The sequence below is a fragment of the Paraburkholderia sp. CI2 genome (assembly GCF_014201055.1).
Taxonomy (GTDB): domain Bacteria; phylum Pseudomonadota; class Gammaproteobacteria; order Burkholderiales; family Burkholderiaceae; genus Paraburkholderia; species Paraburkholderia tuberum.
Genome location: NZ_JACHDL010000020.1, coordinates 141578 through 154269, shown reverse-complemented (window position 1 = coordinate 154269; position 12692 = coordinate 141578). Strand labels below are relative to the sequence as shown.

General features: G+C 62.2%; 11 protein-coding genes and 1 pseudogene. 8 read left to right on the top strand and 4 right to left on the bottom strand.

Annotation, left to right across the window (positions count from 1 at the left end):
• Positions 1–287: 287 nt before the first annotated feature.
• The 4 genes from HDG32_RS25105 (at position 288) to glnA (ending at position 4883) form a co-directional block, all read left to right on the top strand.
• The gene (locus tag HDG32_RS25105; protein ID WP_184071565.1) at positions 288–1379 is read left to right on the top strand and encodes a hypothetical protein; all 1092 of its coding nucleotides are present in this window, start codon (positions 288–290) and stop codon (positions 1377–1379) included.
• Between the two features lie 222 nt (positions 1380–1601).
• Positions 1602–2768, top strand: coding sequence for a radical SAM protein (locus HDG32_RS25100; RefSeq protein WP_184071563.1), 1167 nt, complete (start codon positions 1602–1604; stop codon positions 2766–2768).
• A 312-nt stretch (positions 2769–3080) separates the two neighbouring features.
• The gene (locus tag HDG32_RS25095; RefSeq protein WP_090806402.1) at positions 3081–3284 is read left to right on the top strand and encodes a hypothetical protein; all 204 of its coding nucleotides are present in this window, start codon (positions 3081–3083) and stop codon (positions 3282–3284) included.
• A 93-nt stretch (positions 3285–3377) separates the two neighbouring features.
• Positions 3378–4883 (top strand): type I glutamate--ammonia ligase, encoded by a 1506-nt coding sequence (glnA, locus tag HDG32_RS25090; RefSeq protein ID WP_184071561.1) that lies wholly within the window; start codon positions 3378–3380, stop codon positions 4881–4883.
• 62 nt (positions 4884–4945) lie between these two features.
• Here the strand turns inward: glnA and HDG32_RS25085 are convergent, their stop codons facing one another.
• On the bottom strand, positions 4946–6388 hold the full coding sequence (locus tag HDG32_RS25085; RefSeq protein ID WP_184071558.1) for an anion permease: 1443 nt from the start codon (positions 6386–6388) through the stop codon (positions 4946–4948).
• Between the two features lie 103 nt (positions 6389–6491).
• Here HDG32_RS25085 and HDG32_RS25080 point away from each other — a divergent pair, with 103 nt between their 5' ends.
• From HDG32_RS25080 to HDG32_RS25070, 3 genes are read left to right on the top strand one after another with little or no spacing between them, the layout of a single operon-like run.
• Positions 6492–7130 carry a 4Fe-4S dicluster domain-containing protein gene (locus HDG32_RS25080; RefSeq protein ID WP_184071556.1) on the top strand — a complete coding sequence of 213 codons (639 nt, stop codon included), beginning with the start codon at positions 6492–6494 and terminating at the stop codon, positions 7128–7130.
• Positions 7131–7145: 15 nt separating this feature from the next.
• Positions 7146–8795 (top strand): FAD-binding protein, encoded by a 1650-nt coding sequence (locus HDG32_RS25075; protein ID WP_184071554.1) that lies wholly within the window; start codon positions 7146–7148, stop codon positions 8793–8795.
• Between the two features lie 20 nt (positions 8796–8815).
• On the top strand, positions 8816–10060 hold the full coding sequence (locus tag HDG32_RS25070) for an NADH-quinone oxidoreductase subunit F (protein ID WP_184071552.1): 1245 nt from the start codon (positions 8816–8818) through the stop codon (positions 10058–10060).
• Positions 10061–10201: 141 nt separating this feature from the next.
• Here HDG32_RS25070 and HDG32_RS25065 read toward each other — a convergent pair whose 3' ends face one another.
• The 3 genes and pseudogenes from HDG32_RS25065 to HDG32_RS25060 all read right to left on the bottom strand — a co-directional run bounded on the left by HDG32_RS25065 (position 10202) and on the right by HDG32_RS25060 (position 11719).
• On the bottom strand, positions 10202–10552 hold the full coding sequence (locus HDG32_RS25065) for a hypothetical protein (protein WP_184040264.1): 351 nt from the start codon (positions 10550–10552) through the stop codon (positions 10202–10204).
• Between the two features lie 99 nt (positions 10553–10651).
• Positions 10652–10826 (bottom strand): annotated as a pseudogene (locus HDG32_RS36675) (LysE family translocator); the annotation flags it as partial.
• 17 nt (positions 10827–10843) lie between these two features.
• A complete protein-coding gene (locus HDG32_RS25060) occupies positions 10844–11719 on the bottom strand; it encodes a LysR family transcriptional regulator (RefSeq protein WP_184071550.1) in 876 nt (291 codons plus the stop codon).
• Positions 11720–11870: 151 nt separating this feature from the next.
• On the opposite strand from HDG32_RS25060, the gene HDG32_RS25055 reads away from it, so the two are divergent.
• Positions 11871–12305 (top strand): VOC family protein, encoded by a 435-nt coding sequence (locus tag HDG32_RS25055; protein ID WP_008918388.1) that lies wholly within the window; start codon positions 11871–11873, stop codon positions 12303–12305.
• The last annotated feature ends 387 nt before the right edge of the window (positions 12306–12692 follow it).

Genomic DNA, 12692 nt, shown 5'->3' with positions numbered 1-12692 from the left:
CCATTCGAGGTCTTCGCCGCGACCCTCGCATCAGCAAGTCAACCTCAAAGCTCTAAACATTAATCCCGCCGTTGCGCTTCACTCTTGAAACCGCCGAGCGAAATCCGCCGCGAATTTTAATAAGATATATAGCGCGAGCGTCATGTTCAATTGCGGCTTAACGCGCGGAATTTAAAAGGCATAGCTCGAGGAAGTCGAGTTGAAGAACGCGCCAATTCCGCCAACTTGCGCGACAGCTTGATTGCGGTATACCAATTTTCGATTCAAACCCACTTTGTGAGGTCGAGATGAAGATCGGATTCGGTAGAGCATTCAAATCGCTAGACGTTGATCACCTGCTGTATGCGGACATTTGGAACCTGTTAGCAAGCACCAAACCAACCGCAAGCAAACCACACGGCGAGGGCACGTTCGCCGTTCCCTACCAACCCCTTGGAATTGGAGACTGGTACTGGTTAAGCCAACAGCCGGTGGGGAAAGAGACCGTTTTTATCAAGGTGGCAGACCGGCTAATTGCGAAGTGGGGCGGAGCGGCAAAAGGTTTGAAGAGCTACACGTCGGACGTGACTGAGGTTCCGCCTGAACTCCTCGAAGGCGAAGTCGCCTTGGCGACTTCGCACGTGGTAACCGCAGGCGAGTTGGCTGATAAGGCGCGCGGATTCGACCCGAAGGCGCAGACGGTCTACACCCGCAAGGCACGGCGGGTCGCGAAGGTTTATTCGACAGCGGCCACCAAAGCGCGGCAACTCCTGTGGGGGCAAACGAGCGGCGACGACGACGCGGTCGAATTGGCCAATACGATCGCGGGACTGCTGATCAGCGAGGGAGGCGCCGACCGGGATAAGTCGGGAGGTGGCGTTTTTATGGCGACCTTCATGCTGCTCGACTTGATTGAGAAGCAAATATGCTATGGGCTAAACGGCCAGTACTATACCTGGGCGTCGATGTTGATGCATGCCGGCGCGTCAGACGCGCAACCCGCTCCGGACGACATTCCAGGACGGAGCGCGAAATCAGGCCTCACGCGTAAGATGGCAAAGCATCCGATGGCCGGTTTCGGAACGGTCAATATGGGGAAGTCGATAGCCCAGAATAACGCCAATGAAGCGCGGAATCGCGTCATTTCGATTGCGACTGCGTGGTTGGCTAATTACCTGGCCGAACACGACACAGAAAGCGACTATAAGTACGTGTTTATCAAGAGCCTGAAACGGGATGTCACACCAAAAACGCCGACTCGTTTGAAATCCTATGCGCATCTGCGAGACGTGAGCCGACTTGCGCTCCAGACTCGGGCCGTTTCAACCTCGTGCCTGCTTACGGGCAGCAAGACGAAGGAGATTGGGTATCTCGATGGGAGCGTGCAAATCTGGAAATAGACAGTGCGCGCTGCCGGTTTGACGGCGCGGTACGCATGATAGGCAACGTCATTTGCGCGTGGTTGCCGTTATGCGGTTGTTTAACTTCAACGGTGCGTAGTTTCCATCCGCTGGCCGTCACGGGGCGGGGCGTAGGCTGGCGTAAGAATGGATCACGCGCAGCGCGTTGAGCGTATTCTATGAAGCTTCTTGCCGAATTCGTCGGCAGGCCGTGAGGGTCCCATGGATACGACAGAGCGGATCATCAAGTGGCGCGATCAGCGGCATGCAGACGGTGTCGGCAGCGAACCGCGCAATCCGCTGCCCGCGGTGTGTGACGTATCGGTGACGAACGTTTGCAACGCCGCATGCGACTTCTGCGGGTTCTCTCGCGAGAAAAATCTGGCGGGGCCACGTCGCTATCTCGACCCTGATGAGTTCGCGCGCGCACTGCCGATCCTGCGCAGACGCCGGATTCGTTACATGACGCTGCAGGGAGGCGAGCCGCTGGTTCATCCCGAGATCGCATCGCTCGTGGCTTCGGCCACCAAGGCCGGCATGCAGTGCGGCGTGATCACGAACGGCTGGTTTCTTCCCCGCTACATCAAGCCACTGGCGGCGGCCGGCCTCAGGCGTCTGCTGATTTCCATCGATAGCGCGGACATGGGCGAGCATGAGCGCAATCGCGGTCTGCGCGGTCTCGAGGCCCGCATCCGCGACGGCATCACTCAGGCCCATAGCTTCGGCATCGAGGTCTGCGCATCGATTACGGTGAGCCGACTGGTCCGTTACGAGTTGCTTCCCGAGACGCTCAACCGCCTCGGCTTCGATGCCGTCGTTTTTTCCTATCCACGGCGCGAGGCGTTTGGATCTACATCGCTTGTCTACGACGAAGAATCGAAACTCGTCGACCTGAACACCGACGAACTACTCGAAGCGTTGAGCGCAATCGCGCGCCTCAAGAAGCATTTCCGTGTCATGGACCCGAGCGCTGCGCTGGCCGAGGTCGCGCGTTTCGTGCGCGGCGAACAGCAACTGGTTCCATGCATCGGTGGCAGCAAGTACTTTTATATCGACTGGAACCTCGATGTTTGGCGTTGCGAGGCGTGGCCTGAGCCGATGGGCTCCGTCTTCGACCTCGACCGCCTGCCCGATCAACGGCAACCCTGCAATGACTGCATGATGGGATGCTACCGGCATGCCAGCATTCTGATGCACGGTGCCGTCGCCGTGACCGACGCGGTGTACGCGCTGGGCAAGGGGCAGCTTCGGGCTGCTGTCGGCTTGTTGTTCCAGCGCAGCGTTGCGTATTCGCTGTGGGCGCTTTCAGTGGAAGAATTACCTCGGGCGGCGCTCATCTCGTTCGCAAGACGGACTGGCCAACGCCGTTCCACGCCGCAAACTGAATGAGCTCGATTTCCGCGACTGAGGTCCCTGGGGGGAGACGGCTCGCCCAGTCGAACGCCCGTCCGCGTTACTCGACCGGCGCAACCGCGCCTCCCGACAAGGTCTCGATGAGGGCTTTAGATGATTGCGGGCAAGCCGCTTTCACCGCCGAACCCATCGGCTGTGCTCGGCATCGGAAGCGAGAAAACTGTCATTGGACCGATTCCATTGCCTAAGATCAAGCTACGCGCTCCGTGAGGAAAGCACCGCGGCTCGCGAACGGCTTTATTGTCGCGCTCCCCTTTTTCCGCGCGACTTTTCCACAAGGAGGTCACGATGAAATCAGAGGACAAGGGCGACGTGCGCGCTTTCGTGCAAACGGCCGAGCAGAGTGGCGAGCATGTCTGGGTAATCACGCTGGTCGACTTCGCGGCCCGTGAGGTCAAACGCTCGCTCGTTTCGGACGAGACGTATGCGACGTCCGCCGCTGCCAGAGATGCCGGCGAGGCTCATTTGAAGGCACTGGAGCAAGACCGCTAGGTCCACGCACTGCCGCCTTGCTTTCGCGCGTGGACGTACTAACGTTGGACTATAAGTACACGGGCGGTAATGGGGCGGAAGAGGGCAAAGTTCATGGCCAGTACGCAAGGAACCACCGGATCGCCGTTTGCGGCGTCCGTCGAAGCGGGCAGCTATCGCGTCACGCGACCACAAAGCGCAAGCGATGTGATCGGCCTGTTGCAAGCGCGCGATATTCAGATCGTCGATCTGAAATTCACTGACTTGCCCGGACTCTGGCAGCATTTTTCGATCACGCTTCCCGAGGTTCACGACGACCTGTTCAGCGCCGGCATCGGTTTCGATGGTTCATCGATCCGCGGCTTTCAGGAGATCCACGAGTCCGACATGCTGCTGCGGCCTGACCCGGCAACGGCCTTCGTCGACCCGGCTTGCGGCACGCCGACGCTATCGATCATTTGCGACGTCGTCGATCCCGTGCTGCGGCAGCCGTATTCGCGCGATCCGCGCTACGTGGCGAAAAAGGCGGAGAACTATCTGCGCCAGACGGGCATCGCGACGACGTGTTATTTCGGGCCGGAGCTCGAATTCTTCATCTTCGACTCCATCCGCTTCGGCCAGGATCAGCACTGCGGCTACTACTACGTCGAGTCGGGCGAGGGCGACTGGACCACCGGTCGCGACGAAGGCGCATACGGCGGTGGCAACCTCGGCTACAAGCAGCGCTACAAGGAGGGCTATTTCCCGGTGCCGCCTCATGACACGCTGCAGGAGATCCGCTCGGAAATCGCGCTGACGCTCCAGCAGGCGGGCGTACAGATCGAAGTGCATCACCACGAAGTTGCGACCGCGGGACAGAACGAGATCGACATGCGCTTTGCGACGCTGACCCGCATGGCCGACAACGTGATGATCTACAAGTACGTCTGCAAGAACGTCGCGCGTCGGCACGGCAAGGTCGCAACCTTCATGCCGAAGCCGCTGTTCGCCGACAATGCGAGCGGCATGCATTGTCACCAGAGCCTGTGGAAAGACGAACAGAACCTCTTTTACGACGCGGGCGGCTGGGCGCTGACTTCGGACCTGTGCCGCTGGTACATCGGCGGATTGCTCCAGCACGCACCCGCGCTGATGGCCTTCTGCGCGCCGACGACGAATTCATACAAACGCCTGGTACCCGGATATGAGGCGCCCGTCAATCTGGCGATGTCGCAGCGCAACCGGTCGGCCGCGGCGCGCATTCCGATGTATTCGGATTCGGCGAACGCCCGGCGCGTCGAATTTCGCTGTCCGGACCCGTCGGCCAATGCATATCTTGCTTTCGCCGCGATGCTGATGGCCGGCCTCGACGGCATTGAAAACAAGACCGATCCCGGCGAGCCGCTCGACCGCAACATCTACGATCTGCCGCCCGAAGAAGCGCGCAATATACGGCAGGTGCCAGGCTCCCTCGACGCGGCGCTGGCGGCGCTCGAAACCGATAACACGTTCCTGCGCAAAGGCGACGTCTTTACCGACGACGTGATCCAGACCTGGATCGACTACAAGCGCAGCCGCGAGATCGACACCATCAAATTGCGTCCGCATCCATGGGAGTTTTATCTGTACTTCGATATCTAGAAGAACGAGGGAAATCGTCGCGATCTTTCGAAGCAGGAGCCGCGCAAGCGCGGCCTCAAAGCTCAAAGCAGGATCGGCGCGCAAATCAGAAGAAACACGGCGATATAAATGACGCCGAAAATCAGCCCGAGTCTCCAGAAATCCCCCGCGGGCAGATACCCGCTGCCGAAGTACACAGGGCTCGGCCCCGCTCCATACGGTGTCAGGATCCCCATGATCCCCAACGTCAGCGAGAGCATCAGCGCGAACGCCTCCATCGGCATGCCGGGAATCGTCGAGCCCACCGCCAGCATGACCGGCAGCATTGCCGTCGCATGAGCGGTGATGCTCGCGAACATGTAATGCGTGAAGAAAAAGATCAGCACGAGAACGATCGCGGCCGTCGTCGGCGCAAAGCCGGTCATGTGGGTCGATATCGTCGCGGCGAACCATTTGACGAAGCCGGTCCTGCTGAGCCCATCGGCGAGGGCGACGAGCGTCGCGAACCACACGAGGGTATTCCAGGCCTGCTTGTTGGCGAGCATGTCGTCCCAGCTCACCACCCGGGTGATCAGCATCAGCGCGATCACCATCAGCGCCGCGGTCGTGGGATTGACGTAGTCATCCGCAAAGACCCACAGCGCGAGAGCGATCAGCACCAGCACGGCGAGCATGATTTCCCGCCTCGTGAGCGGCCCCATCTCCTTGAGCTGTTGGGCAGCCCAGGCTGGCACCTCGGCGCTATGCTTCACTTGCGGCGGATAAAGCACGTAAGTCAGCAGCGGTATGGCCAGCAGCAGCAAGATGCCCGCGGGCGCGAAGGCCAGAAACCACTGCGTCCATTCGAGGTCGACGTCGACCGTTTTCTTGACGAGTTCCGCGGCGAGCAGATTGGGTGCGAGCGCGGTGAGGAACATCGAGCTCGTCACGCAGGTCGTGGCGATAGCGGTCCACATGATGTACGAACCGATGCGCCGCGCCGACGGATCGTTCGGCTTCGAGTCGTAAAGCGGCGGCAAACTGCGAATCACCGGAAAGATCGTCCCGCCGCTGCGGGCCGTATTGGAAGGGGTAAATGGCGCGATCACGGCGTCCGCCGCCATCACCGCATAACCGAGCGTGAGGGTCCGGCGACCCAGCGCCCGCACGAGCATCAATGCAATGCGCCGGCCGAGCCCGGTTTTCTCGTATCCGAGGGCGAACATGAAGGCACCGAAGATGAGCCACACCGTGCCATTCGAGAAACCTGAAAGCGCCCAGCTGAGCCCCGCGTTCGCGACGTTGAAACCGGGCTTGGCGAGTTGTGCGGGACTGAAGAACACCCACTCGCTGAATACAGCGACGAGCGTCACCGCGATGAGACCGATCGCGGCGCCCGGAATAGGCTCCAGCATCAGCCCGACGATCACGCCCGCGAAAATCGCGAAGTAATACCACGCGTGCTGCGCGAGACCGGGAGGGGCGGGAATCAGTGCGATGACGATCGCCACGATCAGCGGAGCGACGGCCTTCCAGAAAGTTTTCATGCCATGCCCCTTTCTCATAACCGTCCTTGTGCTAAGGTTTATATGACCTTTTCGGCGCGTTCGCCAGTGAAGTGTTCACGGCGTGCAAGGAGAGTGCGAGGCCATGGTTCGCGTGAGTATCGAAGGGCGCGAGATTCAGGCGCCGGGCAATTGCTCGATTCTGCAGGCCATGGGGCACGCGGGGCAGACCCTCGTCGAGGGTGTCGGCTGCATGTCGCAGGGCGTGTGCGGGTCGTGCCGTGTGATGGTGCGACGCAACGGCGAACAGGAAGTCCACACCGCGCTCGCTTGCGAGACCCTTGTCGAAGAGGGTATGCAGGTCGCCTTCCTCGATTACTTCACGGAATCGGAACGTCACCTGTATCGAATGGAAGATATCGGTGACAGCTGGCAGGCGCTCAGCAAGATCGCCGAGATCTTCCCCGAAGCATCGCATTGCCGTCATTGCAACGGTTGCGATCGCGCCTGTCCGAAGGGGCTGGACGTGCAGCGCGGCGTGAACCTGGCGGTGGAGGGCAATCTGGCAGCATCGAGCCAGGTGTTCGACGAATGCGTGATGTGCAACCTGTGCACGCTCGCATGCCCCGAGCATATCCGGCCCAACCATCTGGGTGTGTTCGTGCGCCGGATGGTCGCGTCGCTTTCGCTGCGTCCGGCCAATCTGATGCGACGGCTGCAGCAGATCGAGAGCGGCGAGCTGACGATCGACTTCGCTGCGCCGGGCGCGCAGCCGCCGCGCTGACCGGGGCGAATCATCATGTCCGCCGGCATACCCTACGAAAACGCGCGCCAGCGCTACCGCCCCGGGATGGCGGCCACGGTCCGCGGCGATGACGTTCCGGTCGATGAATTGCTGAAGGCTTATCACCCCGATCATGGGCCGCATGCGCGCGTCACGCTGAGCGTCGGGGTCAATCGCGGCGAGCCGTGTCAGCCCGATCTCGCGCGGCACCTGCAGGCCAACGCGCTGATCGATGATGTCGATATCGCCGGCGCGCAGCTGATGACTACCGAGGTGCTGGTGATCGGCGGCGGCGGTGGTGGCTGCGCCGCGGCGCTCACGGCGGCGCAGCAGGGCGCGCGCGTGATTCTCGCCACCAAGCTGCGCCTCGGCGACAGCAATACCGTGATGGCCGAAGGCGGAATCCAGGCGGCCATCGGCGAGGATGACAGCCCGCAACTGCACTTCGAGGACACGCTTCGCGCCGGGCACTTCTGCGGCGAACCCGAACTCGTGGCCCAGATGGTGATGGACGGCCCCGATGTGATTCGCTGGCTGATCCAGCTCGGCATGATGTTCGATCTGGAAGAGGACCAGCCGCTCGGCGGCAATCTGATGCGCAAGAAGCCCGGAGGCGCATCGGCGGCGCGCATTCTGTCGTATCGCGACTATACCGGCCTCGAAATGATGCGCGTGCTGCGCGAGGCGGTGGACCTCGACCCGGGCATCGAATTGTGGAACCGCTGCCCTGTGGTCGAACTGCTGTCCGACGAGCGCGGCGGCTGCGCCGGAGCGGTGATCTACAACCTCGAATGGCGTACCTTCGTGCTGGTGCGCGCGCGCGCCGTGATCCTCGCCACCGGCGGCGCGGGGCGACTGCACCTGAATTCGTTTCCGACCTCCAACCACTACGGCGCCACCGCCGACGGTCTGGTGCTCGCCTATCGGATCGGCGCGCGCCTGCGCGAGCTCGACTCGTTCCAGTACCATCCCACCGGCATCGCCTACCCGCACCATCTGGCGGGCGGTCTGATTTCCGAGGCGGCGCGATCCGCGGGGGCGAGACTTCTGAACGGCGAAGGGGAACGCTTCGTGGACGAACTCAAGCCGCGCGACGTCGTCGCATCGGCGATCCTGCGCGAGTGCGCTCAGGGCCGCGGGATCGAGCGCGACGGCCAGGTCGGCGTGTTCCTCGATACGCCGACACTCGAAATCGAGCATCCGGGCATTCTGGCCAAACGCCTCGTCACGCTTCGCCATCTCGCGCACAAATGCGGTATCGACGCGGCGCAGGAGCCGTTCCTCGTTTATCCCACGCTCCACTACCAGAACGGCGGCGTCGCCATCGACAAAGACGGCGCCACCAACGTCCCCGGCTTTTTCTGTGTCGGCGAGGTGACGGGCGGCATCCACGGCCGCAACCGCTTGATGGGTAACGCGCTGCTCGACATTCTGAGCATGGGGCGCCGTGCCGGCGCGAAGGCCGCGCAATCCAGCGAGTGGGTGATGGCGAACCGCGCCGGAATCGGTCACGTGCACGCGTGGCAGAGAGAGCTGACGCTGGCGGGACTGCCGCTTCACGTCAAGGCGCCGCAGCTCTTTCCCGCCTATGCCCATTTCGATCTGCGAGTCGATGCGGGATTGCGCGCGAGCGCACGCGGTCGCGTGATCGGCGGCATCCGGTGAGGCGAACCACGGAGCACGCGATGCAAATGCTGAATCAGTGCTTGATGAGGGACGATTTCCGCGTCGGTGCCGACCTCGATGCGTGGTTCGCGCGCGGCGGCGGCGAGGGACTCGCCAAAGCGCTCGAAGACCCGGGGGCGATCCTCGCCGAGATCGCCCTGGCCGACCTGCGTGGAATGGGAGGCGCTGGTTTCCCCGCACATCGAAAGTGGGCGCCGGTCGCGGCCGCCCCTGACGGCGACAAGTACGTCGTTTGCAATGGCAACGAAGACGAGCCGGGCACCTTCAAGGATCGCTTTCTGCTCGAACACACACCGCATCAGGTGATCGAGGGCGCGCTGATCGCCGCGGTGGCGACGCGAGCCAACCATGTCGTCTTGTACGTGAATCCGCATCAGACGGGGTCTCTCGCCGCGACTCGCGAGGCGGTCAAGCAGTGGTCGGGGCACGCGCAATTCGCCGCGATCGAGCGTTGGATCGGTGCGCCGGTGTCGCTTGGCGTCGTGCCTGGCTCGGGGCTCTACATCGGCGGAGAGGAGACGGCGGTGATCGCCAGCGTCGAAGGCGGCTTTCCGTTTCCGCGGCGCAAACCGCCTTTCCCGGCCGAGCAGGGCGTGCACGGCGCACCGACCATCGTCAACAACGTCGAGACGCTGGCGCACGTACCCGGGATTCTGCGCCACGGCGCGCAGTGGTACCGCGACCTCGGCGTGGGGAACGCCGCCGGAACCAAGCTCTATTCGCTTTCCGGCGACGTGCTGCGGCCCGGCCTGTACGAACTGCCGATGGGCACGAGCCTGGAGACGCTGGTGTTCCAGCACGGCGGCGGCATGCTGCAGGGCAAGGAGTTCAAGGCGGTCTTCACGGGCGGCCCATCCAACACGCTGCTGACGAAGCGCGATCTCGACGTTGCACTGGACTTCGACTCGGTGCGTCAACGCCGTTCGCGTCTGGGGACGGGCGCGATGATCGTGGTGTCGGAAGGCACCAGCATCGTGCGCAAAGTCGCGGACTACGTGAATTTCTTCGCTCAGGGTTCGTGCGGCCAGTGCCCGCCATGCAAGGGCGGAACGTTTCAGATGATGCGGCTTCTCAACCGGCTCGACACGGGCCGCGGTGTGCGTGCCGATCTGGATGCACTGGAGAACCTGTGCCGCCTTCTTCCCGGCAGCGGGCGTTGCGGTTTGATCGACGGCGCGGTGACGGTGGTGGAGAGTTCCATCGACCAGTTCCGCGCGGAATATGAAGCGCTATTGATGGCGTAGGCCGGATGAGGATCGCCGCTCGTGGCGACATTGACGACATTTCGCCCGACATCGGAATTCTGAGCGACAGCGAAGTGCGGACGTTGCTACGTCGCAAGCTCGGTCATGGCGTGAGAGCGATTGACGGCGAGTGCCTCGCGACTAATCGTCCGCGAAAAAACGGCCGATGAAAAAACAGCCGGCCGCCAGCGCAGCGCCCAGCGCCGCGACCGTATAAGCGAGCCTGGCACCGTGCCACAAGCTATCGAACCATTGATGCAACTGCGCCATCAGCACTGCCGCGTTGCCGCCGATTTGCTGTAGCTCGATCTGATAGCGCGGATCGATCATGCCGTACATCGCGACCGCGCTATCGGGCGGCGGCACGCTCACGTAGATGAGCACCGCGGCGATCAGGCTGACGACCAGGATCGCCGCGCCGGTGAGATAGAGCCGCTTTTGCAGCGGCGAGCGTTGGTTGGAAGAAGGTGCGTCGTGGTCGTTGCCGTTCATCGTTGCGTAGGCGGGTGCGCTAGCAGCCGTCGTTGATGGAGCCGAACCGCCAGTATCGCAGAGCGCGGCCTCGGGCGACCCAGACGCGCCTGACCCACCTCAACTCTTCGACGTCAACAATTTGACCCCCGCAATGCCGAACATCACCGCGAGCGAGCCATCGAGCCAGCGCCGGATCGCCGGATCGCCGGATCGCCGTATAGACGCGGCGTGCGGACGCCGTCGAAAACAGCACCGCGTAGCTGCTGAATACCGTCGCACCGATCACCATGCATGCGGCGTGCAAAGCGCTCAACCGTGCGCCGCGCTCGCAATACACTCCGCCAACGCATCGGCGACCACCGGCCGGCTATGCCGCGGCCGCAGCACGAGCCCGATCTCGCGCTCGAAGCTCGCATCGCCGAGTTCGAGTGCGACGACGCCCGCTGGCCATTTGCCGAGCCCGGCCGTATTCGGAATCAGCGCGACACCCATGCCGCGCGCGACCAGTTGCACGATCGCCTGCAATTCGTCGAGTTCGACCGCATCGCGCACGCCAAGGCGCGCGCGCCGCAGAAAACGGTCGACGAGCCGTCCGCCGAACGACGCGCGGTCGTAGCGGATGAACGGCTCGCTGCGCAGCAGTTCGCGCCACGAGCGGCCGCCGCGCGCAAGCTGTTTCGGCGCGAGCAGCACGAACGGTTCGGCGACGAGCGTGCGCCATTCGAGTTCCGACGGCAGCGCGAACGGCGGTTTGATGATGACGGCCAGATCGAGCTCGCCCGAGTCGACCTGGCCGAGCAGCCCCAGCGACACGCCCGGCACCACGCGAATCCGCCAGCCGGGACGGTCGTCGCGAAAGCGCGCGAGCGCGTCGGCGAGCAGCGACACCTGCGCGGACGCGATCGCGCCGACTCGCAGCATGCCGCTTTCGGCGGCGCCGCCGCTGCGCTCGGAGAGCCGCGCATAGAGCGTCATCATTTCCTCTGCGAGCGCGAGCGTTTCGCGACCCGCCTCATTGAGCGTCGCAGAGCGGCCGGTGCGGTCGAACAGTTGAAAGCCGAGTTCCTGTTCGAGCCGCTGCATCTGCGCGCTGACGGCCGATTGCGTGAGCCCGATGCGCGCGCCCGCGCCGGAGAACGTGCCGTACTGGCTGACGGCAATCAAGGTTTTCAACTCGCTGAGCATGTTCGATCAATCGATTTAGGTGATGGTCAGGTCAAATATATATCGTTTCTCAACATTTTTATTCATGATTAAACTTTGCTTCAACTGAACCGGTTGCCAGTCGTGCGAGTCGTAATTCATCCTCACACCCACCCCAGCGAGTCTTCCTATCATGAGCGTTGCCGAAACCGCTTTGCCGCCGTTCCACCTGGCGTTTCCTGTTCATAGCCTCGCCGCCGCGCGCGAGTTCTACGGCGAATTGCTCGGCTGCCCGGAAGGGCGCAGTTCGGACGCATGGGTCGATTTCAATTTCTACGGTCATCAGATCGTCGCGCATCTGGCGCCGGACGAAGTCGGTCACCGTCATACCAGCGCGGTCGATGGCGACGCGGTGCCGGTGCGCCACTTCGGCGCGGTGCTGTCGATGGAGCAATGGCAGGCCGCCGCGGACAAACTGCAGAAAGCCGGCATCGAATTCATCATCGAGCCGCATGTGCGCTTCAAGGGCGAGGTCGGCGAACAGGCGACGATGTTCTTCCTCGATCCGTCGGGTAATGCGCTCGAGTTCAAGGCGTTCGCCGATATGTCGTCGCTGTTCGCCAAATAAGCGTCGCGGGCGTTGACGCCAAGATACGGATAACTGCAAATGAAGGCTGGTCGACCATTCAGGTTGACCGGCCTATTTTCGTTGAAGGGGATGGCCACTCGGAGCAAAATCGTCCCGTCTTGCGAATCAATCTGAAAGCATGTTTCATACTATTTCGGCCAAAAAACGTGCCGCGTATCAGCAAACGTTTCATTAACTGCGCGTAAATTTATTCAACAAACGTTTGCTTTGCGGCTAATTCGCAGCTAATTCGGCGAGAGCCCTTCGCCTTCAAAAATGGCGCATTTGCTTTCAACAAGCTTCCTGACGATTTCGCCATTTTCATGCCATGCAGGCGTTGGTGCCATCGATCTAGCATAAGCGCAGATTCAATCCCTCCCTCCACCC

What these genes read in the sequence shown, in the direction of transcription:
- HDG32_RS25105 (WP_184071565.1), top strand. Translation starts at nt 288, where the DNA reads ATGAAGATCGGATTCGGTAGAGCATTCAAATCGCTAGACGTTGATCAC.
- HDG32_RS25100 (WP_184071563.1), top strand. Translation starts at nt 1,602, where the DNA reads ATGGATACGACAGAGCGGATCATCAAGTGGCGCGATCAGCGGCATGCA.
- HDG32_RS25095 (WP_090806402.1), top strand. Translation starts at nt 3,081, where the DNA reads ATGAAATCAGAGGACAAGGGCGACGTGCGCGCTTTCGTGCAAACGGCC.
- glnA (WP_184071561.1), top strand. Translation starts at nt 3,378, where the DNA reads ATGGCCAGTACGCAAGGAACCACCGGATCGCCGTTTGCGGCGTCCGTC.
- HDG32_RS25085 (WP_184071558.1), bottom strand. Translation starts at nt 6,388, where the DNA reads ATGAAAACTTTCTGGAAGGCCGTCGCTCCGCTGATCGTGGCGATCGTC.
- HDG32_RS25080 (WP_184071556.1), top strand. Translation starts at nt 6,492, where the DNA reads ATGGTTCGCGTGAGTATCGAAGGGCGCGAGATTCAGGCGCCGGGCAAT.
- HDG32_RS25075 (WP_184071554.1), top strand. Translation starts at nt 7,146, where the DNA reads ATGTCCGCCGGCATACCCTACGAAAACGCGCGCCAGCGCTACCGCCCC.
- HDG32_RS25070 (WP_184071552.1), top strand. Translation starts at nt 8,816, where the DNA reads ATGCAAATGCTGAATCAGTGCTTGATGAGGGACGATTTCCGCGTCGGT.
- HDG32_RS25065 (WP_184040264.1), bottom strand. Translation starts at nt 10,552, where the DNA reads ATGAACGGCAACGACCACGACGCACCTTCTTCCAACCAACGCTCGCCG.
- HDG32_RS25060 (WP_184071550.1), bottom strand. Translation starts at nt 11,719, where the DNA reads ATGCTCAGCGAGTTGAAAACCTTGATTGCCGTCAGCCAGTACGGCACG.
- HDG32_RS25055 (WP_008918388.1), top strand. Translation starts at nt 11,871, where the DNA reads ATGAGCGTTGCCGAAACCGCTTTGCCGCCGTTCCACCTGGCGTTTCCT.